Annotated in this window: 17 protein-coding genes; 11 read left to right on the top strand and 6 right to left on the bottom strand. The window is 59.6% G+C overall.

The features are described 5' to 3' along the window. The first annotated feature begins 22 nt into the window (after positions 1 to 22). The 7 genes from pilQ (at position 23) to hemE (ending at position 13,082) form a co-directional block, all read left to right on the top strand. Positions 23 to 2,119: a type IV pilus secretin PilQ gene (gene pilQ, locus ACIPY9_RS03635; protein WP_400697085.1), complete on the top strand. Its 2,097-nt coding sequence runs from the start codon at positions 23 to 25 to the stop codon at positions 2,117 to 2,119. 4 nt (positions 2,120 to 2,123) lie between these two features. Beyond that, positions 2,124 to 2,642 (top strand): shikimate kinase AroK, encoded by a 519-nt coding sequence (gene aroK / locus ACIPY9_RS03630; protein ID WP_400697083.1) that lies wholly within the window; start codon positions 2,124 to 2,126, stop codon positions 2,640 to 2,642. Positions 2,643 to 2,754: 112 nt separating this feature from the next. After that, complete coding sequence (gene aroB, locus ACIPY9_RS03625; RefSeq protein WP_400697082.1) at positions 2,755 to 3,858, top strand: 3-dehydroquinate synthase; 1,104 nt, start codon at positions 2,755 to 2,757, stop codon at positions 3,856 to 3,858. A 10-nt stretch (positions 3,859 to 3,868) separates the two neighbouring features. Then, the gene (locus tag ACIPY9_RS03620) at positions 3,869 to 5,506 is read left to right on the top strand and encodes an SPOR domain-containing protein (RefSeq protein ID WP_400697080.1); all 1,638 of its coding nucleotides are present in this window, start codon (positions 3,869 to 3,871) and stop codon (positions 5,504 to 5,506) included. 360 nt (positions 5,507 to 5,866) lie between these two features. Beyond that, a complete protein-coding gene (gene gltB / locus ACIPY9_RS03615; protein WP_400697079.1) occupies positions 5,867 to 10,312 on the top strand; it encodes a glutamate synthase large subunit in 4,446 nt (1,481 codons plus the stop codon). A 121-nt stretch (positions 10,313 to 10,433) separates the two neighbouring features. Next, the gene (locus ACIPY9_RS03610; RefSeq protein ID WP_400697077.1) at positions 10,434 to 11,852 is read left to right on the top strand and encodes an FAD-dependent oxidoreductase; all 1,419 of its coding nucleotides are present in this window, start codon (positions 10,434 to 10,436) and stop codon (positions 11,850 to 11,852) included. A gap of 165 nt (positions 11,853 to 12,017) precedes the next feature. Then, the gene (gene hemE / locus ACIPY9_RS03605; RefSeq protein ID WP_400697075.1) at positions 12,018 to 13,082 is read left to right on the top strand and encodes a uroporphyrinogen decarboxylase; all 1,065 of its coding nucleotides are present in this window, start codon (positions 12,018 to 12,020) and stop codon (positions 13,080 to 13,082) included. Positions 13,083 to 13,125: 43 nt separating this feature from the next. Here the strand turns inward: hemE and ACIPY9_RS03600 are convergent, their stop codons facing one another. Next, positions 13,126 to 14,391, bottom strand: coding sequence for an MFS transporter (locus ACIPY9_RS03600; RefSeq protein WP_400697074.1), 1,266 nt, complete (start codon positions 14,389 to 14,391; stop codon positions 13,126 to 13,128). A 119-nt stretch (positions 14,392 to 14,510) separates the two neighbouring features. On the opposite strand from ACIPY9_RS03600, the gene ACIPY9_RS03595 reads away from it, so the two are divergent. After that, complete coding sequence (locus ACIPY9_RS03595) at positions 14,511 to 15,395, top strand: LysR substrate-binding domain-containing protein (RefSeq protein WP_400697072.1); 885 nt, start codon at positions 14,511 to 14,513, stop codon at positions 15,393 to 15,395. Positions 15,396 to 15,461: 66 nt separating this feature from the next. On the opposite strand, the gene ACIPY9_RS03590 is transcribed toward ACIPY9_RS03595, so the two are convergent. After that, positions 15,462 to 16,727, bottom strand: coding sequence for an Hsp70 family protein (locus ACIPY9_RS03590; RefSeq protein ID WP_400697071.1), 1,266 nt, complete (start codon positions 16,725 to 16,727; stop codon positions 15,462 to 15,464). 172 nt (positions 16,728 to 16,899) lie between these two features. Between ACIPY9_RS03590 and ACIPY9_RS03585 the strand changes: the two genes are divergently transcribed. Both ACIPY9_RS03585 and cbpA read left to right on the top strand, forming a co-directional pair. Beyond that, complete coding sequence (locus ACIPY9_RS03585) at positions 16,900 to 18,561, top strand: DUF4153 domain-containing protein (RefSeq protein WP_400697070.1); 1,662 nt, start codon at positions 16,900 to 16,902, stop codon at positions 18,559 to 18,561. Between the two features lie 136 nt (positions 18,562 to 18,697). After that, entirely contained in the window at positions 18,698 to 19,642 is a 945-nt protein-coding gene (gene cbpA / locus ACIPY9_RS03580) for a curved DNA-binding protein (protein ID WP_400697069.1), read from the top strand. 9 nt (positions 19,643 to 19,651) lie between these two features. On the opposite strand, the gene ACIPY9_RS03575 is transcribed toward cbpA, so the two are convergent. Further along, positions 19,652 to 20,785, bottom strand: a complete 1,134-nt coding sequence (locus ACIPY9_RS03575; protein ID WP_400697067.1) for a sensor histidine kinase — start codon at positions 20,783 to 20,785, stop codon at positions 19,652 to 19,654. Between the two features lie 204 nt (positions 20,786 to 20,989). Here ACIPY9_RS03575 and ACIPY9_RS03570 point away from each other — a divergent pair, with 204 nt between their 5' ends. Next, complete coding sequence (locus tag ACIPY9_RS03570) at positions 20,990 to 21,334, top strand: thioredoxin family protein (RefSeq protein ID WP_400697066.1); 345 nt, start codon at positions 20,990 to 20,992, stop codon at positions 21,332 to 21,334. Positions 21,335 to 21,381: 47 nt separating this feature from the next. Here ACIPY9_RS03570 and ureC read toward each other — a convergent pair whose 3' ends face one another. The 3 genes from ureC to ACIPY9_RS03555 all read right to left on the bottom strand — a co-directional run bounded on the left by ureC (position 21,382) and on the right by ACIPY9_RS03555 (position 24,110). Then, positions 21,382 to 23,082: an urease subunit alpha gene (gene ureC / locus ACIPY9_RS03565; RefSeq protein WP_400697065.1), complete on the bottom strand. Its 1,701-nt coding sequence runs from the start codon at positions 23,080 to 23,082 to the stop codon at positions 21,382 to 21,384. A 189-nt stretch (positions 23,083 to 23,271) separates the two neighbouring features. Beyond that, positions 23,272 to 23,580: an urease subunit beta gene (locus ACIPY9_RS03560; protein ID WP_400697063.1), complete on the bottom strand. Its 309-nt coding sequence runs from the start codon at positions 23,578 to 23,580 to the stop codon at positions 23,272 to 23,274. Further along, positions 23,577 to 24,110 carry a GNAT family N-acetyltransferase gene (locus ACIPY9_RS03555; protein WP_400697061.1) on the bottom strand — a complete coding sequence of 178 codons (534 nt, stop codon included), beginning with the start codon at positions 24,108 to 24,110 and terminating at the stop codon, positions 23,577 to 23,579. Before ACIPY9_RS03555 ends, ACIPY9_RS03560 begins: the two co-directional genes overlap by 4 nt. Positions 24,111 to 24,119 lie beyond the last annotated feature (9 nt).

Genomic DNA, 24,119 nt, shown 5'->3' with positions numbered 1-24,119 from the left:
CACCGCACAACGGAAACTCATCATGACCAGGATTCTCTCGATTATCGGCGTGTCGCTATGGATAGCGATGGTTTCGCCGGTTCTCCAGGCAGCCAACCTCAAAACCCTGGATGTCGCGGCCTTGCCAGGCGACCGGATCGAGCTGAAGCTTTCCTTCGACAGCCCGGTGCCGGCGCCGCGTGGCTACACCACCGAGCAGCCGGCGCGTATTGCGCTGGACCTGCCGGGCGTGACCAGCCAGCTGGCCACCAAGAGCCGTGACCTGGGTGCCGGAAATGCACGCAGCGTTGTCGTGGTTCAGGCTCAGGACCGTACGCGGGTCATCATCAACATGACGACGCTGTCGCCTTACAGCTCGCGTGTCGAAGGCAACAACCTGTTCGTGGTCATCGGCCAGGGCGCTGCCGCTGCGCAGGCTTCCCAGGCGAGCACGGCCACGGGCGCCTCGAGGGCTGCGGTTCCGGTCCCGGCTCCGGCTGCTCGGCCAGCCTTGCCCGCGAGTGTGAAGGCCATCAGGAATGTCGATTTCCAGCGCGGTGAGCTGGGCGAAGGCAATGTGGTCATCGAGCTGAGCAACCCGAGTATTTCCCCGGATATCCAGGAGCAGGGCGGCAAGATTCGTGTGGACTTCGCCAAGACCCAGTTGCCCGATCCGTTGCGGGTCCGGCTGGACGTCAAGGATTTTGCAACGCCTGTGCAGTTCGTGAATGCCACGACCTCGGGTGACAAGACCAGCATCACCATCGAGCCGTCGGGTGCCTATGATTATTCGGCCTACCAGACTGAAAACAAGCTGACCATCAGCGTACGCCCCCTGACCAACGAGGATCTGGATCGCCGTGCGGCGGACAAGCCGGTCTACACCGGTGAAAAGCTGTCGCTGAACTTCCAGGACATTGATGTGCGTTCGGTGCTGCAGTTGATCGCAGACTTCACCAACCTGAACCTGGTCGCCAGCGATACCGTACAGGGCGGCATTACCCTGCGCCTGCAAAACGTACCGTGGGATCAGGCGCTGGACCTGGTGCTCAAGACCAAGGGGCTGGACAAGCGCAAGGTCGGCAATGTCCTGCTGGTCGCGCCGGCCGATGAAATTGCGGCTCGCGAGCGTCAGGAGCTGGAGTCCCTCAAGCAGATCGCCGAGCTGGCGCCGTTGCGTCGTGAACTGTTGCAGGTCAACTACGCCAAGGCTGCTGACATCGCCAAGCTGTTCCAGTCCGTGACCAGTGCCGAGTCCAAGGCCGATGAGCGTGGCTCGATCACTGTGGATGAGCGGACCAACAACATCATTGCCTACCAGACCCAGGACCGGCTCGACGAACTGCGCCGTATCGTGTCGCAGCTGGATATCCCGGTGCGTCAGGTCATGATCGAGGCGCGTATCGTCGAGGCCAACGTCGACTACGACAAGGCGCTGGGTGTGCGCTGGGGGGGAACCAAGGTCGGCAGCGGCAACTGGAATACCTATGGTCTGGACGATAATGGGGACGAAGCGGGTAATACCGGTTCCGATCTGAGCGCCAATACACCGTTCGTCGACCTGGGAGCAGCCGATGCAACCTCCGGTATCGGCATTGCGTTCGTGACCAATAACACCTTGCTCGATCTTGAGCTGAGTGCGATGGAGAAAACCGGTAACGGTGAGATCGTCTCCCAGCCCAAGGTGGTGACCTCCGACAAGGAGACCGCCAAGATCCTCAAGGGTACGGAAGTCCCTTATCAGGAATCCAGTTCCAGCGGTGCTACGACGGTGACGTTCAAGGAAGCTGCGCTCTCGCTGGAAGTGACCCCGCAGATCACGCCGGACAATCGCATCATCATGGAGGTCAAGGTCACCAAGGATGAGCCTGACTATCTCAATGCGGTACTCGGCCAGCCTCCGATCAACAAGAACGAGGTCAACGCCAAGGTGCTGGTTTCCGACGGTGAAACCATCGTGATCGGTGGCGTGTTCTCCAATACGCAAAGTAAAGTTGTCGAGAAAGTGCCATTTCTTGGCGATGTGCCGTATCTTGGCCGACTTTTCCGTCGGGATACGGTTTCAGAAGCGAAATCCGAGCTGTTGGTATTTCTGACTCCGCGTATCATGAACAACCAGGCGATTGCTGTGAGTCGTTGATTCTGTGCGAAATTTAATACTTGTAGGGCCGATGGGGGCTGGTAAAAGCACCATCGGCCGTTTACTTGCCAAAGAGCTGCGATTACCGTTCAAGGATTCCGACAAGGAAATCGAGCTGCGTTCAGGCGCCAATATCCCATGGATTTTCGACAAGGAAGGCGAGCCGGGCTTTCGTGACCGTGAGCAGGCGATGATTGCCGAGCTGTGCGAAGCCGACGGTGTCGTTCTGGCGACGGGTGGCGGTGCGGTCATGCGCAAAGAGAACCGTGAGGCACTGCACGCCGGAGGGCGTGTGGTGTATCTGCATGCCTCTGTCGAGCAGCAGGTCGGCCGTACGGCCCGGGATCGTAATCGTCCATTGCTGCGCACTGCCGACCCGGCCCGTGTGTTGGGCGAACTTCTGGCGATCCGCGATCCGCTGTACCGGGAAATCGCCGATCTGGTGGTTGAAACCGATGAACGGCCCCCACGTATGGTCGTTCTTGACATACTGGCCCGCTTGGCAGAGCTTCCTCCCCGTTAAAGCGCAGACGAAAATGCGCTATCCTCGGCGACCATCAAAACAGCGACAGCGTTTTGCTGTCCTGGCGCGTGAAACACGCGCAACGCCCAATCGGTAATCAATGTGGGGACACATGCAGACACTTAAGGTCGAGCTTGGTGAGCGTAGCTACCCGATCCATATTGGCGAAGGCCTGCTGGATCAACCTGAACTCCTGACCCCGCATATCGTTGGGCGACAGGTGGCTATTGTTTCCAATACGACGGTTGCTCCTCTTTATCTTGAGCGATTGACGCGAACCCTGGCGGGCTACAACGTCTTGCCGGTGGTGCTTCCCGATGGCGAGGCGTTCAAGAACTGGGAAACCCTGCAGCTCATCTTCGATGGCCTGCTGACGGCCCGTCATGATCGCCGCACGACGGTGATCGCGCTGGGGGGCGGTGTCATCGGTGACATGGCCGGTTTTGCAGCCGCCTGCTATCAGCGTGGCGTGAACTTCATCCAGATCCCGACCACCCTGTTGTCCCAGGTGGACTCGTCGGTGGGCGGCAAGACCGGCATCAACCACCCGTTGGGCAAGAACATGGTGGGCGCTTTCTATCAGCCGGGCGTTGTGCTGATCGATACCTCCACACTCAATACCCTGCCTGAGCGTGAACTGTCCGCCGGGCTGGCCGAGGTCATCAAGTACGGCCTGATCTGTGACGAGCCGTTCCTGACCTGGCTTGAAGAACACATCGATCAACTGCGTGGTCTGGATCAGGCCGCTCTGACCACCGCCATCCAGCGTTCATGCGCTGCCAAGGCGCTGGTTGTGGGTGCAGACGAGCGTGAGTCCGGCATCCGGGCCACCCTGAACCTGGGTCATACTTTCGGCCACGCCATCGAGACGCAGATGGGCTATGGTGTCTGGCTGCATGGCGAAGCGGTTTCTGCCGGTACGGTCATGGCCCTGGAAATGTCCTCGCGCCTGGGCTGGATCACCCCTCAGGAGCGTGATCGCGGCATTCGCCTGTTGCAGCGGGCCGGTTTGCCGGTCGTGCCGCCTCAGGACATGACGGCAGACGATTTCCTTGAACACATGGCAATCGACAAGAAAGTGATCGATGGTCGCCTGCGTCTGGTGCTTCTGCGCCGGATGGGTGAAGCGGTTATCACGGACGATTATCCACGAGAAGTACTACAGGCCACCCTGGTTGCGGATTACCGTGCCTTGGTGGATCAGCTTAGAGGTTAACGGAAAACCCATGACTAGTTTGCATGCCGACGAGGCCTTCCTCGGCCACTATCAGTTGAGTCATGACCCTTTTGCGGCGCGGGTGCCTGGCTTCAAGTTTTTCCCTGCCCAGCGCAAGTCGGTGCTGGGTCAGCTTCATCATCTGGCGCGTTACAGCCAGTTATTGCTTGCCGTTACCGGCCCCCAGGGCAGTGGCAAGACCTTGCTGCGTCAGGCGTTGGTGGCGAGCACCAACAAACAGTCGGTGCAGAGTGTCGTCATCTCGGCCCGTGGGGCCAGCGATGCCGCCGGTGTCTTGCAGCAGGTCGCTCAGGCGCTGCTGGTCGCCCAGGCTGAAATGCAGGCGATTCTGGCGCAGGTCGTGCAACTCGCATTGACTGGTCAGGAAGTCTATTTGCTGGTCGATGATGCGGAACAACTGGGCGATTCGGCGCTCGAAGCGTTGCTGGGTCTGGCCGCAGGCACGCCTGAAGGGCGTCCGCATGTGTTCCTGTTTGGCGAGCCGTCGCTGATCGATCGACTCGATCAGTTGTGTGCCGACCTGCAAAGCGACATCGAAGGCGAGCGCTTTCATGTCATCGAGCTGCAACCTTATACCGAAGAAGAAACCCGGGAGTATCTGGCTCAACGTCTGGAAGGTGCAGGGCAAGGAATCGCGTTGTTCACTGCCGAGCAGATTACCGATATCCATGAACAGTCCGACGGCTGGCCTGGCGCTATCAACCAGGTGGCCCGCGATTCAATGATCGAGGCGATGATCGCGAGTCGTTCCGCGGTCAAGCGCCCAAGTGTGGGGTTCAACATGCCGAAAAAACACGTACTGGCCCTCGGGGCGGTTGTCGTGGTCGCTGTGGCAGCCGCCGTGCTGATCCCGGGCCGTGGCGACAAGGCTGGCGTGCCAGCCAATGCACCGGCCCAGGCGCAACTGCCGCTGGGGCAGGGTACACCCGCGAATCAGCAATCCAATAACGGTGGCCCGGCGATCGAGTTCGCAGGCAATTCGCAACCGATGCCTCTGCCGTTGGTCGGTAATTCTCAGCCTGTCATGCGCGGCCCTCTGGCTGAAGCGGCAGGTGCCGGAGAAAACGACGAAGACGCCGTGCCGATGGGGTCGCCCTCCCAGCCGGCTACGGTAACGACCACAGCGCCTCCTGCTGGCGTGCCGGCAGGCCAGGCAGCTTCTGCCGTGCCTCGGTCCTCGATTCCTGCGCCAGCGGCGGCAACGCCGGTTGCTCCGGTTGCCAGGCCGACGCCTGCGCCTGCGGCAGCTCCTGCTCAGGTGGCAGCGGCCAAGCCTGCCCCGGCTCCGACCGCCAAGCCTGCTGAAAAACCGGCGGCTGCCGCTGCCAAGCCAGCATCCGGTGGCAACTGGTACAGCGGTCAGGCACCCGGACATTATGTCGTACAGATTCTGGGCACCAGCTCCGAAGCGACGGCACAGGCCTATGTGGCCGAGCAGGGTGGCGAGTACCGTTACTTCAAGAAAACGTTGCAGGGCAAGCCGCTGTATGTGGTCACCTACGGCAACTTTTCAGACCGGGCTGCTGCCCTTGCAGCCATCAAGGTCTTGCCAGCCAAGGTTCAGGCTGGTAAACCTTGGCCTCGTACTGTCGCCAGCATCCAACAAGAGCTGGGCGCCACCCGCTGAAGTCGCAGCGGCCTTATCCAGGCCGCTCACCCGGCACACCTGATTCTACCTGCACGGACGCGCCGCTTTCAGGCGGCGCGCCTTGCAGCGTCTGCGTTACAAACGCAAAGCCTGTTTCGGTCGCTTCGGTCAGATTATTTGAAAAATACTTTGACTAGCACAGTGCGTGACTATAAAACTTTCATAAATGCGACATGGGTTTTCGGCTTTTCGCCGTAAAATTTGTGGGCTTTTGTGTCGCTGTGTACAATGACCTCCGTTTTGCCTGTCCAAAGTCGGCGTACGTTCGGCGTGAAAGGTAATTGATTGAATTGAAAAGAAATATGCCTCGCATAGAGGCAGCCTGGTGAGAAAGTGTCTATGAAAGCAGGTCTGTACCAACCAGATGAATTCAAGGATAACTGTGGCTTCGGCCTGATCGCTCATATGCAGGGCGAGCCCAGTCATCACCTGTTGCAGACGGCTATCCAAGCCCTGACCTGCATGACCCACCGTGGCGGGATCAACGCCGACGGCAAGACCGGTGACGGTTGCGGGCTGTTGATCCAGAAGCCGGATGCCTTCCTGCGTGCGGTCGCCAAGGATCACTTCGGTGTCGATCTGCCCCGTCAATATGCCGTGGGTATGGTGTTCCTCAATCAGGACGACGCCAAGGCCGATGTCGCCCGCGAGAACATGAACCGCGAGATCCTGGCCGAGGGCCTGGAACTGGTCGGCTGGCGTCAGGTTCCGGTTGATACCAGCGTGCTGGGCCGTCTGGCTCTTGAGCGCCTGCCTAAAATCGAGCAGGTGTTCATCGGTGGTGAAGGCCTGAGCGATCAGGAATTCGCGATCAAGCTGTTCAGCGCCCGTCGCCGTTCGTCGGTGGCCAACGCGGCCGATGCCGATCACTACATCTGCAGCTTTTCGCACAAGACCATCATCTATAAAGGCCTGATGATGCCGCGCGATCTGACGGCATTCTTCCCGGACCTGAGCGACGAGCGCCTGCAGACCGCAATCTGCGTGTTCCACCAGCGCTTCTCGACCAACACCCTGCCGAAATGGCCGCTGGCGCAGCCGTTCCGCTTCCTCGCCCACAACGGCGAGATCAACACCATTACCGGTAACCGTAACTGGGCACAGGCGCGTCGTACCAAGTTCACCAACGATCTGATGGATCTGGAAGAGCTGGGGCCGCTGGTCAACCGTGTCGGTTCTGACTCCTCGAGCATGGACAACATGCTTGAACTGATGGTCACCGGTGGTATCGACCTGTTCCGTGGCGTGCGGATGATCATTCCGCCTGCGTGGCAGAACGTCGAAACCATGGACCCCGATCTGCGGGCGTTCTACGAGTACAACTCCATGCACATGGAGCCGTGGGACGGTCCGGCTGGCGTGGTGATGACCGAAGGTCGCCATGCGGTCTGCCTGCTCGACCGTAACGGTCTGCGTCCGGCCCGCTGGGTCACGACCAAGAACGGTTACATCACCCTGGCGTCGGAAATCGGCGTATGGGACTACAAGCCCGAGGACGTCGTCGCCAAGGGGCGTGTCGGCCCAGGGCAGATTTTCGCGGTGGACACCGAAACCGGCCAGATCCTCGATACCGATGCCATCGATAACCGCCTGAAATCCCGTCATCCATACAAGCAATGGCTGCGCAAGAATGCCCTGCGCATCCAGGCGACCATGGAAGACAACGATCATGGTTCTGCCTTCTACAACAGTGACCAGCTCAAGCAATACATGAAGATGTATCAGGTCACGTTCGAGGAGCGCGATCAGGTGCTGCGTCCGCTGGGCGAGCAGGGGCAGGAAGCGGTCGGCTCCATGGGCGACGACACGCCAATGGCCGTGCTGTCGCGCCGTGTGCGTTCGCCTTACGATTACTTCCGTCAGCAGTTCGCACAGGTGACCAACCCGCCAATCGACCCGCTGCGTGAAGCCATCGTCATGTCGCTGGAAATCTGCCTCGGTGCCGAGCGCAACATTTTCCAGGAGTCGCCTGAGCATGCGTCGCGCGTGATTCTCAGCTCGCCGGTCATTTCCCCGGCCAAATGGCGTTCGCTGATGAACCTGGAGCGTCCAGGCTTCGAGCGCCATATCATCGACCTGAACTATGACGAAAGCGTCGGCCTGGAAGCGGCCGTGCGCAACATCGCCGATCAGGCTGAAGAAGCCGTTCGTGCCGGTCGCACGTTGCTGGTGCTCAGTGACCGACACATTGCGCCTGGCAAGCTGCCAGTCCATGCCTCGCTGGCCGTGGGTGCCGTGCACCACCGTCTGACCGAGCAAGGTCTGCGTTGCGACAGTAACATCCTGGTCGAAACCGCTACTGCCCGTGACCCGCACCACTATGCGGTGCTGATCGGTTTCGGTGCTTCGGCGGTCTATCCGTTCCTGGCTTACGAAGTGCTGGGCGACCTGATCCGCACGGGCGAAGTGCTGGGCGATCTGTACGAAGTCTTCAAGAACTATCGCAAAGGCATCACCAAGGGCCTGCTCAAGATCCTGTCGAAGATGGGGATCTCGACCATCGCGTCCTACCGTGGCGCGCAGTTGTTCGAGGCCATCGGTCTGTCCGAGGAAGTGTGCGACCTCAGCTTCCGTGGCGTACCGAGCCGCCTGAAAGGTGCCCGTTTCGTCGATATCGAAGCCGAGCAGAAAGCACTGGCGGCCGAAGCCTGGAGCCCGCGCAAGCCGATTCAACAGGGCGGTCTGCTCAAGTTCGTGTTCGGTGGCGAGTACCACGCCTACAACCCGGATGTGGTTAACACCCTGCAAGCCGCCGTGCAACAAGGCGACTACAGCAAGTTCAAGGAATACACCGCACTGGTGGATAAACGCCCGGTGTCGATGATTCGCGACCTGTTCCAGGTCAAGACTCTCGACCAGCCGCTGAGCATCGACGATGTCGAGCCTCTGAGCGAGATCCTCAAGCGTTTCGACTCTGCCGGGATTTCCCTCGGCGCACTCTCGCCAGAGGCTCACGAAGCACTGGCCGAGGCGATGAACCGTCTGGGTGCCCGTTCCAACTCCGGTGAGGGCGGTGAAGATCCGTCGCGTTACGGCACTATCCGCAGCTCCAAGATCAAGCAGATCGCGACAGGCCGCTTTGGTGTGACGCCTGAGTATCTGGTCAACGCCGATGTGTTGCAGATCAAGGTCGCTCAAGGTGCCAAGCCGGGTGAGGGTGGACAGCTTCCGGGCGGCAAGGTCAACGGCCTGATCGCCAGGTTGCGCTATGCCGTGCCGGGCGTGACCCTGATCTCGCCGCCGCCGCATCACGACATCTACTCCATCGAAGACTTGTCGCAACTGATCTTCGACTTGAAGCAGGTCAACCCTGAGGCTCTGGTTTCGGTGAAACTGGTGGCCGAAGCGGGCGTCGGCACCATCGCGGCCGGTGTGGCCAAGGCCTATGCCGACCTGATCACCATTTCCGGTTACGACGGCGGTACAGGTGCTTCGCCCCTGACCTCGATCAAATACGCCGGTGCGCCGTGGGAACTGGGTCTGGCCGAAACTCACCAGACCCTGCGCGGCAACGACTTGCGCGGCAAGGTCCGGGTACAGACCGACGGTGGTCTGAAAACCGGCCTGGACGTCATCAAGGCGGCCATCCTCGGTGCCGAAAGCTTCGGTTTCGGTACAGCGCCGATGATCGCCCTGGGCTGCAAATACCTGCGCATCTGTCACCTGAACAACTGCGCCACCGGCGTAGCGACCCAGAACGACAAGCTGCGCAAGGATCACTACATCGGCACCGTCGAGATGGTGATCAACTTCTTCACCTACGTGGCCGAAGAAACCCGTGAGTGGCTGGCCAAGCTGGGTGTGCGTTCGCTTGAAGAGCTGATCGGTCGTACCGACCTGCTGGATATCCTGCCGGGCGAAACCGAGAAGCAGCAGCATCTGGACCTGACACCTCTGCTGGGCAGTGACCACGTGCCTGCCGACAAGCCGCAGTTCAGCCTGGTGGACCGCAACCCGCCGTTCGATAAAGGCCTGCTGGCCGAGAAAATGGTAGAGATGGCCAAGCCGGCCATCGAATCCCTGAGCGGCGGCGAGTTCGAGCTGGATATCTGCAACTGCGACCGTTCCATCGGTGCGCGGATCTCCGGTGAAATCGCCAAGTTGCACGGCAACCAGGGCATGAACAAGGCGCCGATCACCTTCCGCTTCAAAGGTACTGCCGGGCAAAGCTTCGGTGTGTGGAACGCCGGTGGCCTGAACATGTATCTGGAAGGCGATGCCAACGACTACGTCGGTAAAGGCATGACCGCTGGCAAACTGGTCATCGTTCCGCCCAAGGGCAGCCCGTTCAAGACCAACGAAAGCGCCATCGTGGGCAACACCTGCCTGTACGGCGCGACCGGCGGCAAGCTGTTCGCGGCCGGTACGGCGGGCGAGCGTTTCGCTGTGCGCAACTCCGGTGCCCACACGGTCGTGGAAGGCACGGGCGACCACTGCTGCGAATACATGACGGGCGGCTTCGTCTGCGTACTGGGCAAGACCGGTTACAACTTCGGCTCCGGCATGACGGGCGGTTTCGCTTACGTGCTTGATCAGGACAACACCTTCGTTGACCGGGTCAACCATGAGCTGGTCGAGATTCAGCGCATCAGCGGCGAGGCGATGGAGGCTTATCGCACTCACCTGCAAAGCGTGCTGAACGAGTATGTCGAGGAAACCGGCAGCGAGTGGGGTCGTAACCTGGCCGAAAACCTGGACGACTACCTGCGCCGTTTCTGGCTGGTCAAGCCCAAGGCGGCCAACCTGAAATCGCTGCTCTCCAGCACCCGGGCGAATCCGCAATAAACGCAGCTGCAAGCGGCAAGTTTCAAGCCGCAAGTTAACAGCAGTGCGCGAATTGCCTGCGATCATGATTCTTGCAGCTTCAGGCTTGTCGCTTGAAGCTGCCGTGTAGAGGTTCCAGAGTATGGCTGAACGTCTCAGTAACGACTTCCAGTTCATCGAGGTCGGGCGTAAAGATCCGAAGAAGAAGCTGCTGCGCCAGCGCAAGAAAGAGTTCGTGGAAATCTACGAACCTTTCAAACCCCAGCAGTCGTCCGATCAGGCGCATCGTTGCCTGGGTTGCGGCAACCCGTATTGCGAATGGAAATGTCCGGTACATAACTTCATTCCCAACTGGCTCAAGCTGGTATCCGAAGGCAACATCCTGGCGGCTGCCGAGCTGTCCCACCAGACCAACACCCTGCCGGAAGTCTGCGGCCGCGTATGCCCGCAGGATCGCCTGTGCGAAGGTGCCTGTACCCTCAATGACGGGTTTGGTGCGGTAACCATTGGTTCGGTCGAGAAGTACATCACCGACACGGCCTTTGCCATGGGCTGGCGTCCGGACATGTCCAAGGTCGTGCCGACCGGCAAGCGTGTTGCAATCATCGGTGCAGGCCCGGCGGGCCTGGGCTGTGCGGATGTTCTGGTCCGTGGTGGCGTGACGCCGGTGGTGTTCGACAAGAACCCGGAAATCGGCGGCCTGCTGACCTTCGGCATCCCTGAGTTCAAGCTCGAGAAAACCGTACTGAGCAACCGTCGTGAAGTGTTCAGCGGCATGGGTATCGAGTTCCGTCTCAATACCGAAGTCGGCAAGGACGTGACCGTCGATCAACTGCTCGAAGAGTTCGATGCGGTCTTCATGGGCATGGGGACCTACACCTACATGAAAGGTGGCTTTGCCGGTGAGGAGTTGCCGGGTGTGCACGATGCGCTCGACTTCCTGATCGCCAACGTCAACCGCAACCTGGGCTTTGAAAAGTCGCCGGAAGATTTCGTCGACATGAAAGGCAAGAAAGTTGTGGTGCTCGGTGGTGGCGATACCGCGATGGACTGCAACCGTACTTCGATTCGTCAGGGTGCCAAGTCAGTAACCTGCGCTTACCGTCGTGACGAAGAGAACATGCCGGGTTCGCGCAAGGAAGTGAAAAACGCCAAGGAAGAGGGCGTGAAGTTCCTCTACAACCGCCAGCCGATCGCCATCGTGGGTGAAGACAAGGTTGAGGGCGTGAAAGTGGTCGAGACTCGCCTCGGCGAGCCTGACGCCCGTGGTCGCCGCAGCCCTGAGCCGATTCCAGGTTCCGAAGAAATCATCCCGGCGGATGCCGTGGTCATCGCTTTCGGTTTCCGCCCAAGCCCGGCGCCATGGTTTGAGCAGTTCGGCATCAACACCGACAGCCAGGGCCGCGTCATCGCGCCGGAACAGGCGAAATTCAAGCACCAGACCAGCAACCCGAAGATCTTCGCGGGTGGCGACATGGTGCGCGGTTCCGACCTGGTCGTGACAGCCATCTTTGAAGGCCGTAACGCGGCGGAAGGGATCCTGGATTACCTGGGCGTCTGATGACGTCCCTGTAGGAGCGAATTCATTCGCGAGTTGTTTTTTCGCGAATGAATTCGCTCCTACGCGCTGCGTCAAATCGCCTCGATAGAGAAAAGAAACCGCTCTTGCCGTGCCTTTTGTGTCCGCGTCTGAGAAAATGCCCGCACTTTTTTTGCGGATGCCGACATGACTGCCCTCAAGAACGACCGTTTCCTTCGTGCCCTGCTCAAGCAACCCGTAGACGTCACGCCTGTCTGGATGATGCGTCAGGCGGGCCGCTACCTGCCTGAATACCGCGCCAGCCGTGCGAAGGCGGGCGATTTCATGAGTCTGTGCAAGAACGCCGAGTTCGCGTGTGAAGTCACGTTGCAGCCGCTGGATCGTTATCCGCTGGATGCCGCGATCCTGTTCTCCGACATTCTGACCGTTCCCGATGCCATGGGCCTGGGCCTGTATTTCGAGACGGGCGAAGGTCCGCGTTTCAAGAAAACCGTCAGCACCATCGCCGACATCGAAGCCTTGCCGATTCCTGATCCACAACAGGACCTGGGCTATGTGATGAATGCCGTCAGCACCATCCGCCGTGAGCTCAACGGTCGTGTGCCGCTGATCGGCTTCTCCGGCAGCCCATGGACGCTGGCTACTTACATGGTCGAAGGCGGTTCGTCGAAAGACTTCCGCAAGTCCAAGGCCATGCTCTATGAAAACCCGCAAGCCATGCACCTGCTGCTCGACAAGCTGGCGCAGTCGGTGACCTCGTACCTCAATGGCCAGATCCTGGCGGGTGCCCAGGCGGTGCAGATCTTCGACAGCTGGGGGGGCAGTCTGTCCGCAGCGGCGTACCAGGAGTTCTCACTGGCTTACATGCGCAAGATCGTCAGCGGCCTGATCCGTGAGCACGACGGCCGCAAGGTCCCGGTCATCCTGTTTACCAAGGGCGGCGGTCTGTGGCTGGAAAGCATCGCCGATGCCGGTGCCGATGCATTGGGTCTGGACTGGACCTGCGATCTCGGCCAAGCCCGTCAGCGCGTCGGCCTCAAGGTGGCGCTGCAAGGAAACATGGACCCGACCGTACTCTATGCGCGCCCTGAAGCCATCCGTCAGGAAGTAGCCCGCATCCTTGCCAGCTACGGCAGCGGCACCGGCCACGTCTTCAACCTGGGCCACGGCATCACCCCGGAAGTCGACCCGGCCAATGCGGGCGCTTTCATTGAAGCGGTGCATGAGTTGTCGGCGCAGTATCACCGTTAACGGGAACCCATGAATTCGTCCTGTTCAGCAGGACCGGGCGAATTCAGGATTTGGCCAGCGGCTGCAACCTCGACAGCCGCAACGCCACGGCCAGTGCCACCAGCAATAACAGGCCGATGAACAGGCCGATCCCGTTCCAGCCTGCGTAATGCCAGAACACGCCGCCACCGGTTCCCGCCACGCTTGAGCCTGCGTAATAGCAGAACAGGTACAGTGATGTGGCCTGACCTCTGGCCTTGACGGCTCTGCGACCCACCCAGCTACTGGCGAGCGAGTGGGCACCGAAGAAGCCGAAGGTGAAGATCAAGACCCCGATAACGACGACTGCCAGCGGGGTGAACAGGGTCAGGATCAGTCCGAGCAGCATCATGACGATCACCGCCCAGAGCACTTTGCGTCGTCCGAGCCTGTCGCCCAGTGCGCCGATCTTTGCCGAGCTGTAGATGCCTGACAGGTAAACCACCGAAAACACACCGACCACTGCCTGGCTCAAGTTGTAGGGTTCGCTCAGCAGGCGGTAACCGATGTAGTTGAACAGGGTGACGAATGAGCCCATCAACAGGAAGGCGAGCAGAAACAGCAACGGCAGTCCGGCATCGCGAAATTGCAGGACGAAGCCATCCAGCAGGCTGCGTGGGTGCAGCGAGCGGGGTTTGAAGTTACGGGACTCGGGCAGAATCTTCCAGAAAACGGCAGCGGCCACGAGGGCCATGCCTCCGACCGCCAGCATCGCGGTATGCCAGCTTACATAGTCGATCATCACGCCGGTAATCAGCCGCCCGCTCATGCCGCCGACAGCGCTGCCGCCGATATAAAGTCCCATGGCCAGGCCAAGGTGCATGGGATGGATTTCTTCGCTGAGGTAGGTCATCGCCACGGCCGCCAACCCGCTGAGCGACAGGCCGACCAGCGCTCTTGTCACAAGAACTCCCTCCCAACCGGGCATCAGTGCGCTGGCAATGGTAAAGAGTGCCGCGCAGAACAGGGCCAGCACCATCACCGACTTGCGCCCCAGCCGGTCAGAAATCGGACCGGTGATCAGCAGGCCGATGGCGAGCATGGCCGTTGCCACTGAGAGGATCAGGCTGCTTTGTGCCGCGTTGATCGAGAACTCCTGAGACAGCAACGGCATCATCGGTTGCACGCAATACAGCAGGGCGAAGGTCGCAAACCCGCCAGCGAACAGGGCCAGCGCCGTTCTGGTGAAGGCGGGCGTGTTCTTTTCGATATAGCTGTCGCCAGTTGGAAGCGTTGCTTCGGCGGCCTGGGGGGGCAGTTCTGTAGTGAGCGGGGCGGCGGCAGGGTTCACGGTGGACCTCGGGGCACGGGCAGGCATGTTGTAATGAAAAAAGCATATAGCGCTGAAATCATTCAATCCAATATATTGTTCGACCTGTTTGATAGGTAAAACGACTTAATGGAGGCCGCATGGAATTGCGTCATCTGCGTTACTTCATCGCGGTTGCCGAAGAACTGCATTTTGGGCGAGCGGCACAAACACTGGGTATTTCCCAGCCGCCGCTGAGCCAGCAGATCCAGATGCTGGAGCAGGAGCTGGGCGCACGTCTTTTCGATCGCACCAACAGACGGGTCGAATTAAGTGAGGCTGGCAGGCTGTTTCTCGAAGAGGCTCGCGGTGTGCTGGCGCAGGTCGACAAGGCTGCGGATGTGGCGCGCCGTGCACAACTGGGTGAACTCGGAGAGCTGAAGATAGGCTTCACGGCTTCTGCGCCTTTCACGTCCAGCATCCCGCAGGCGATTTTCGCCTTTCGTCAGACGTATCCGGCTGTGCATCTGGCCTTGAAGGAAATGACCAGCAAGGAGGTGGCGCAAGGGCTGGAGGAAAAGTCGATACAGGTCGGCATCATGCGCCCGCTGGCTCTGCCTGACTCACTGGTGTCTTTCGAGTTGTTGCGCGAGCCACTGGTCGCGATTCTGCGCTCGGATCATCCCTTGGCGGAGGGCAGCGAGCAGGGGCTTTACATGTCGGCCCTGGCGGCTGAGCCGTTCGTATTCTTCCCGCGCTCTTACGGCAGCGGTTTGTACGCGCAGATACTGGATCTCGCGAGGGACGCCGGTTTCAGTCCGTTGATCACCCAGGAGGCCGGGGAAGTGATGACCATTATCGGACTGGTTGCCGCAGGCCTTGGCGTCACGGTTCTGCCGGCGTCTTACCAGCGGATGCGGATTGATGGGGTGGTTTATCGCACTTTGCTCGACCCGGCAGCGACCAGTGCCGTTTGGCTGGTGCAACGAAAGGATGAGCAGTCGCCGATGGCCAAGGCATTTTATGAATTGGTGAATGGCCGTTAGGCATCGCTGCGTCCAACCCCCCTCCCTCAAGCGGTATGGGGGAGGGGATTGGGTCACGAAAGCGGTTTACCCGTAACGCTTTTTGGCCTCGATCGCCAGACCGCTGCCGATGCTGCCGAAGATATTGCCTTCCACATGACGGGCGTTCGGCAGCATGGCCGATACGCTGCTGCGCAGCGCCGGAATACCGCTTGAACCACCGGTGAAGAACACCGTATTCACCTGCTCGACGCCTACTCCGGCATCACTCAGCAGTTTGCTCACGCTGTCACGCACACGCTCAAGTTGCGCGTCGATGGCCGACTCGAACATGGCCCGGCTCAGGTCCACGCTCAGGCCGCTTTCGATGCGATCCATCGGCACATGGCGGTTGTCGGCGTGGGTCAGCTGTATCTTGGTTTCTTCCACTTCCATGGCCAGCCAGTGCCCGGCGCGCTGTTCGATCAGCTTGAACAGGCGGTCGATGCCGCCGGTGTCTTTGATGTCGTAGCGCATGCTGCCCAGCGCCAGCTGGGACTTCTGTGAGTACACCGCGTTGATGGTGTGCCAGGTCGCCAGGTTCATGTGATGGCTGGTGGGCATGTAGGCCCCGCTTTTCATGCGGCTGCCATAACCGAACAGTGGCATCACGCCTTGCAGGCTCAGTTGCTTGTCGAAGTCGGTTCCGCCGATATGCACACCGCCGGTGGCCAGAATGTCTTCGTGGCGGTCGTCACGGGTACGACGTTCCGGTGACAGGCGTACCAGCGAGAAGTCCGATGTACCCCCGCCGATATCGACGATCAGGACCAGCTCTTCGTTGTTGATGCTGGACTCATAGTCGAAAGCGGCAGCAATGGGTTCGTACTGGAACGAGACATCCTTGAAGCCGATCTTGCGGGCGACTTCGGCCAGGGTGTCTTCGGCTTCCTGGTCGGCCTGCGCGTCGTCATCGACGAAGTACACCGGGCGGCCCAGCACCACTTGCTCGAACTCACGACCGGCGGTGCGTTCGGCACGCTTCTTCAGTTCGCCGATGAACAACCCCAGCAGATCCTTGAACGGCATGGCCGTGCCCAGCACGCTGGTGTCGTGCTTGATCAGCTTGGAGCCCAGCAGACTCTTGAGCGAGCGCATCAGGCGGCCTTCATAGCCTTCCAGGTATTCATGCAGCGCCAGGCGGCCGTACACCGGGCGGCGTTCTTCCATGTTGAAGAACACCACCGACGGCAGGGTGATCTTGTCGTCCTCCAGCGCAATCAACGATTCCACGCCGGGTCTGTGCCAGCCGACAGTGGAATTGGACGTGCCGAAATCGATGCCGCAGGCACGGGCCGGGGATTGGTCATTCATGTCTTTTACGTTCCAGTCAAAAAACGGCCGCGCAGTGTATGTCAGTGCATCGTGATTGCGTAGTGTTGTCGAGTGAATGGAGTCACGACGTTTTCCGTGACATGATCCGCGGCCTTGTGGCTTGTGTATGGAATTCAGCCAGCCCCGTTTTCGTTTGTAATAAGGAAGTTCAATGTCTGTGCTCAAGGGATCCTTGCCGTTCTACCTTGTTGTCGGCTTGCTACAGGCTGCGGTGATGGTGGGCGCATGGGAGTTTGAAAAAGCGTCTGTCGCTGTGGCTGCGCTGGTCTTCGGGGTCAACCTTCAATTGTTGGGTAACCAGTTCAGGCAGCGTGGCGCCTGGATTCTGGCCGGGTTGCTGGCATTGGTCATGGGGCTGGTCACTGAGTGGGTCTGGCACGAGTCGTTCAAGTGGTGGAGGGAAGGCTGGCCGCTAGGCGCAATCATCGTGGGTTATACCTGTTCGGCTTTCATCCAGAGCTGGCCATCCGGTAACCGGTGGCGTCTGTCCTATCGAGAGCTGTTTCAGCATGGCTGGAACAATGCCCTCATTCTGTTGCTGGCCTTGTTACTGGCGGGGCTGTTCTGGTCGTTGCTGCAGCTGTGTTCCAGCCTGTTTCAGATGATCGGCATCGACACATTCAAAGAGCTTCTCAAGTCCCGTAACTTCAATATCATCAGCCTGTCCGTTGTTTTTTCGCTGGGTATCCGCATGGGCCGCGAGAACGACAAGGTCATCAGTATGCTGCGTGGCATTCTGTTGAGCCTGTGCCGTTTTCTGGCTCCGTTGTCGGCCTCGATCGTGCTGCTGTTCACCCTGGCTTTGCCGTTCACCGGGCTGGAGTCGATCTGGGAGACGGGCTATGCCACGACGATCTTGTTGGGTCTGGTGGCCGCGAATATCTTTTTGATCAATGGTGTTTTTCAGGAGGGTGACCAGCCTCGTGCTTACCCAACGTGGCTGGTGTGGGGGATCAATGTCAGTCTGATGGCATTACCGGTGTTAGTGGCCCTGGCAGGCTATTCGACCTGGTTGCGTATCGAGCAATACGGCTTGTCTCCATCACGCATTATTGGCCTGCTGTCAGTGATAGCCGCTGCGCTCTACAGCCTGGCCGCCTTGTGGGCGGTTTTGAGGTCCGGGCCTGTCTGGCTTGGTCATTTGAGGGTCACCAATCCCTGGCTTGCTCTTTGGGTGTGCCTGGTGGTGGTTCTGGTCCACTCTCCATGGCTTAACCCGCAAGAATTCAGTGCTCGTGAACAGGTGCAACGTCTGAAGGACGGTCGAACTCCACCGGACAGCTTCGACACCTATAACCTGCGCAATCGGCTGGGTAAACCGGGGCGCAGGGAGTTCGATCGTCTTATTGCAGACATGGACAGCCTTCAGCAGTTTGAGCCGGATGTTCGTGCAAGGCTCAAGACCCGGATGTATGACACTTACGACGGGTCTTATAGTGCCTCACAACGGTCTATACCCGAGCATAACTTCGTCTGGATCGGGTTACCGGTAGATGGCCATGAGCAGTTTTCCAACCCTGATCTCGGGAGTCTCAATTGCAACCGGTACCGGTGCGGCATGTGGGCTGTCGATCTGGATGGCGATGGGCAGAACGAGGTGATTCAGTTTTCTTCCGAGTTCGCGAGGATGTATTTCTTCAGGCTCGGCGCCGATGGCCGTTGGGAAAAAGCCGGAAAAATGCACGGCCCGTCCCACATCAGCAAGAAATGGGCTGACTTGATCCGCAAAGGCGAGACCAGAGTCGTCGAACCGACCTATCGAAGTCTGGAGATTGGTGGACAGTTGTATGTCCCTACAGAAGCGGATCGCTAATCAAGTGTGTAGGTTGTCATCTATTAAGAGCGTTTGCGGATACACTCTGCGTCTTGAGTTTTCCAGGCACCGCCCCGTGACAGGTTAAGCGTTACGTTGGGAGCGGCTGGACATATTGGGGATGGGTGACCATTAGATGGATTTCAAAGATTATTACAAGATTCTCGGCGTTGAGCCGACGGTCGATGACAAGGCGCTAAAGGCCGCCTATCGCAAGCTTGCGCGCAAATATCACCCCGACGTCAGCAAGGAGTCGGGTGCGGAAGACAAGTTCAAGGAAGCGTCCGAAGCCTATGAAGTCTTGAGCAGCCCGGAAAAGCGCGCCGAGTATGACGAGCTGCGCAAGTACGGACGCCAGGGCCGGCCTTTCCAGCCGCCACCCGGCTGGCAGAGCCGTGCAGGAGCCGGTGGTTTCGGTGGCGATACCACGGACTTTTCCGAGTTTTTCAGCTCCATCTTCGGTGGGCGGGCTCAACAGCAGGGTGGCCGTTCGCGCAATCAGGGCCGCAAGGGTCAGGATGTGGAAATGGAGCTGGCGATCTTCCTGGAAGAAACCCTGTCGGCCGAGTCCAAACAGGTCAGCTTCAAGGTGCCGCAGCACAGCCCCAATGGGCAGCGCATGGCGGATATCACCAAGACCCTGAACGTGAAGATTCCCGCCGGTGTCGTCGATGGCGAGCGTATCCGCCTCAAAGGCCAGGGTGCGCCCGGCGTGGCGGGCGGTGAAAACGGCGACTTGTACCTGATCATCCGTCTGGCACCGCACCCGCTGTACGAGGTCGAGAATCATGACCTGATCATTACGGTGCCGCTGGCTCCGTGGGAAGCAGCCCTGGGGGCCAAGGTCGCGGTACCGACGCTGACCGGCAGGATCAACCTGACCATTCGTCCGGACAGCCAGAGCGGTCAGCGCCTGCGCATCAAGGGCAATGGCCTTCTGGACAAGAAAGGCGAGCGCGGCGACTTGTACGCTCAGCTCAAGATCGTCATGCCCAAGACCACCGACGATGCAACCCGGGCACTCTGGCAAAAGCTGGCCGACAAGGCCGCTTTCGACCCCCGGAGCCAGTGGAGCAACTGACGGGCCCGTTCAGGCCTTGCGCGGCAACACCACGGTAAACGTCGTTCCATCTCCGATGGTCGATGTTACCGTGATGCTGCCGCCATGGGCGTTGACCACTTCCTTGACGATGAACAGCCCCAGGCCCAGGCTTGCCGACGGGTTGTGCAGCCCCGACTCCGGATTCCCGCTGCGCACCATCGGATCGAAAATCGTGCCGATGTCACTTTCGGCAATCGGCTCGCCATCGTTATGAACGATCAGATCCACGTTGTCTTCGCGCCCAATGACACTGACGACAACTTCATGGCTGGACGCGCCATGCTGCAGCGCATTGCCGATCAGGTTCTGTAGCAGTTGACCGATCCTGGCGTTGTCCCATTCGCCTTGGGTATTGCCTGTCACCTCCAGTGTCGGTGTTCGGGCCGGTTGTCCGGCACAGGCTTCTTCAATGGCTTCACGGCAGGCGCTCGCAAGATCCATGGTCTTGCGTTCGACCGGCAGGCTGGCGCCCAGCCTGCTGCGCACGAACTCCAGCAAGTCCCCGACCATGGCGCTCATGTGCCGGGTGCTGTTCTTGATCTGGGCAATGTAGGAGAGCGTCTTCTCGTTCAGATCGGCCTTGCGCATCAACAGGTCCGTAGACATGCTGACGGCCTGCAACGGTGCCCGCAGGTCATGCCCGAGAATGGCCAGAAACATGTCTCTTGAACGGGTGACCTGCTCGGCGTAAGCCGCAGTGGATTCGGCAAGCGCTTCGTCGATGGTTTCGTTGAAACGAATCATGTCCTGAAAACAGGCCAGTTCGGGCTTGTCCAGATGATCGACCCAGAGCCGGATGACGCAGGCCCTCAGATGGCGGAACTCCGAGGTCATCTGCACCAGGTCGAAGCCGACCGTATGCCTCAGTTCGCCATGGTTGGCGGCAGCCTCATCCAGGCTGGGTGTCTTGCTCTGTTCCTCACCCTTGGCCTTGGCGGCCTGTTCGTTTCTGGTCTGGGCGGTGTTCATGTCACGGGCGGCTGCCAGAAGAATCGATTTGGCATGATCGCGCAGCTCCAGACGATTCATGGAGTCAGCCGCAGGTTTCAGGGTTTTGGCGAAATGCTCCCACTCATCGACGATGCGGTTCACATGAGCAACGATGAACTCGGATAGACGCATTGCCGGTTACCTTGCCTGATGAGAGGGAAGAAATGATGCCATGCACCCTGAGATCTTTGCATGGCCCGAAAGGTGTTGTCCGACCGTACCATCCTGGCGGGTCAAACGACGAGCTGCCTTCTGGCTGACAGAGGCAGGGCTATTCTTACACGTGCTGTATCGCATACATCCTCTCCTGAAGATCCATTGCAAGGAGTTGAAGTCATGAGCGTAATGAATGTAGATGATGACGCTTTTCAAGACCAAGTCTTTACGACGAATTTGCTCGTGCTGGCCGAGTTCAGTGGCCCAGGCATCAATGAAAACGGCGACCCGGACAGCAGTGCACTGACCAATCGGATCGTTGACGATCTGGCAGTGGAATACGATGGCCGGGTCTTGATGCTGCGGGTGCACAAGGACAGCAGTGAAGCGACAGCCGAAAACTTCGGGGTAGACAGCGTACCCTCCGTCATCTTCTTCAAAAATGGTGCAGAAGTGTCGAGAACGACCGGGTTTCACGACAAGGACTGGTACAGACAGGAAATCGATCGCCTCCTGCGGAGTTGAACCGGAGAGGGCCTTCCTTGAAGGAGGGAAGGCCCCGGCAGGTTAGATTAGAAAAGGAAATATCGCTGCGCCATCGGCAACACATCCGCCGGTTCACACCATAGCAACACGCCATCAGCCTTGACCTGATAGGTCTGTGGATCGACATCGATCACGGGCAGGTAATCGTTGTGAATCAGGTCCTTCTTCTGCACGCTGCGGCAGCCTTTGACCACCCCGATCTGCTTTTTCAGGCCCAGTGTTTCCGGAACGCCTGCCTCGAAGGCGGCCTGGCTGATGAAGGTCAGGCTGGTGGCCTGCAATGAGCTGCCATGGCTGGCGAACATCGGGCGGTAATGCACCGGCTGCGGCGTCGGAATCGAGGCGTTGGCATCGCCCATCAGGCTGGCGGCAATGGCCCCGCCCTTGAGAATCAGCGTAGGTTTCACGCCAAAGAAGGCCGGACGCCACAGCACCAGGTCTGCCCATTTGCCGACTTCGATGGAGCCCACTTCATGACTGATGCCATGGGTGATGGCCGGGTTGATGGTGTACTTGGCGATGTAGCGCTTGGCGCGGAAGTTATCGTTGCCAACGCCGTCCTGCGGGAGCGGACCGCGCTGTTTCTTCATCTTGTCGGCGGTCTGCCAGGTGCGCATGATCACCTCGCCGACCCGGCCCATGGCCTGGCTGTCGGAGCTGAGCATCGAAAACGCGCCCAGATCGTGGAGGATGTCTTCGGCGGCAATGGTTTCCCGGCGGATGCGGCTTTCGGCGAAGGCCACGTCTTCAGCGATGCTCGGGTCCAGGTGATGGCAGACCATCAGCATGTCCAGGTGCTCGTCGATGGTGTTGCGGGTGAACGGCCGCGTGGGGTTGGTGGAACTGGGTAGCACGTTGGGTGAGCCGCAGGCCTTGATGATGTCCGGCGCATGACCACCGCCCGCACCTTCGGTGTGGTAGGTGTGGATCGTGCGATTCTTGAACGCGCCCAGTGTCGTTTCGACGAAGCCCGATTCGTTGAGGGTGTCGGTGTGAATCGCCACCTGCACGTCGTATTCGTCGGCCACGCTCAGGCAGTTGTCGATGGCGGCAGGCGTGGTGCCCCAGTCTTCGTGCAGCTTCAGGCCGATGGCACCGGCCTTGACCTGCTCGATCAGCGGGCCGGGCAGGCTGACGTTGCCCTTTCCGGTGAAACCGACGTTCATCGGGAACGAGTCGGCCGCCTTGAGCATAAGGGCCATATGCCATGGGCCAGGCGTGACCGTGGTGGCATTGGTGCCGGTGGCCGGGCCTGTGCCGCCGCCGATCATGGTGGTCACGCCACTCATCAACGCTTCTTCGATCTGTTGCGGGCAGATGAAGTGAATGTGGGTATCGACACCGCCAGCGGTCAGGATCATGCCTTCACCGGCAATCACCTCGGTGGCAGCGCCCACGGCGATGGTCACGTTCGGCTGGATATCCGGGTTGCCCGCCTTGCCGATGGCCGCGATGCGACCGTCCTTGAGGCCGACGTCTGCCTTGACGATGCCCCAGTGATCGATGATCAGGGCGTTGGTGATCAGTGTGTCCACCACATCGGCAGCCATCAGCTGGCCCTGGCCCATGCCGTCACGAATGACCTTGCCGCCACCGAACTTCACTTCTTCACCGTAGGTGGTGAAGTCCTTTTCGACTTCGATCCAGAGATCGGTATCGGCCAGGCGCACCTTGTCGCCCACCGTGGGGCCGAACATGTCGGCATAGGCTTGTCGGCTTATTTTCATCTATCGGGTCTCCAGAGCTGCAAGTTTCAAGTTGCAAGCTGCAAGTAAAAACGGCGGCTGCGCTGGTAAACAAAGGGCCTGTAGGACCGGATTTATCCGGGAAGAGGCCCACATTCACAGCATTTGCGTTGTCAGACAGAATGCCTTCCCGGATAAATCCGGTCCTACAGAGGTGAAGGCGTTTTCATGTCAATCCAGCGCGCCCATGACTCGTCCGGCAAATCCATACACCTTGCGGTCGCCTGCCAGGTCCACCAACTCGATTTCCCGCGACTGGCCCGGCTCGAAACGCACGGCGGTGCCGGCGGGGATGTTCAGGCGCATGCCACGACTCGCGGCCCGGTCGAAGGTCAGGGCGTCGTTGGTTTCAAAGAAGTGGAAGTGAGAACCGACCTGGATCGGACGGTCGCCGCTGTTGGCGACGGTCAGACTGATGGTACGGCGACCGGCATTAAGCTCGATTTCGCCAGGCTGAATCTGGTATTGGCCAGGGATCATGTTGGTTGCCCCAAGGTTTTGAAATAGATCGCAGTCGGCATGTAGCGACCGTCCGGTGTGGCGCAATAATTCGGCAGTTCGCCGACACGGGTGTAAGCGAGTGAGCGGTAGAAGGCTTCGGCGGGTGAGCCGGCTTCGGTGTCCAGGTAGAGCAGGCCGCGCTTGTGCTGGACGGCGGCATGCTCGACGGCCTCCATCAATTGCGTGCCCAATCCACGTCCCCGGGCCTGTTGCCGCACCATGAGTTTCTGAACTTCGGCACGGTTGAGGCCATTGGGTTTCTGGCACAGGGCAAGCTGTACGCTGGCCAGTACCTCTTCGTTCTGAACCACGACCCAGAGCAGCAGACTGCCATTGGTAATCTCGGCGTGCAGGCTGTCGCTCCAGGCCTGGGCCTGCGAGGCGTTCAGATCGGCCATGAACCCGACCGATGCGCCGTTGCGCACGGCGTCGAGCAGCAGCTCGGCCAATCCGTGGCGGTAATGCGCAAAACTTTCAGCGTTTACACGACGCAACTGTGCAGGGTTCATGGGCAATGA

Source organism: Pseudomonas sp. NPDC089734, assembly GCF_044748865.1.
GTDB lineage: Bacteria > Pseudomonadota > Gammaproteobacteria > Pseudomonadales > Pseudomonadaceae > Aquipseudomonas.
This window is presented reverse-complemented; position numbering and strand designations above follow the sequence as displayed.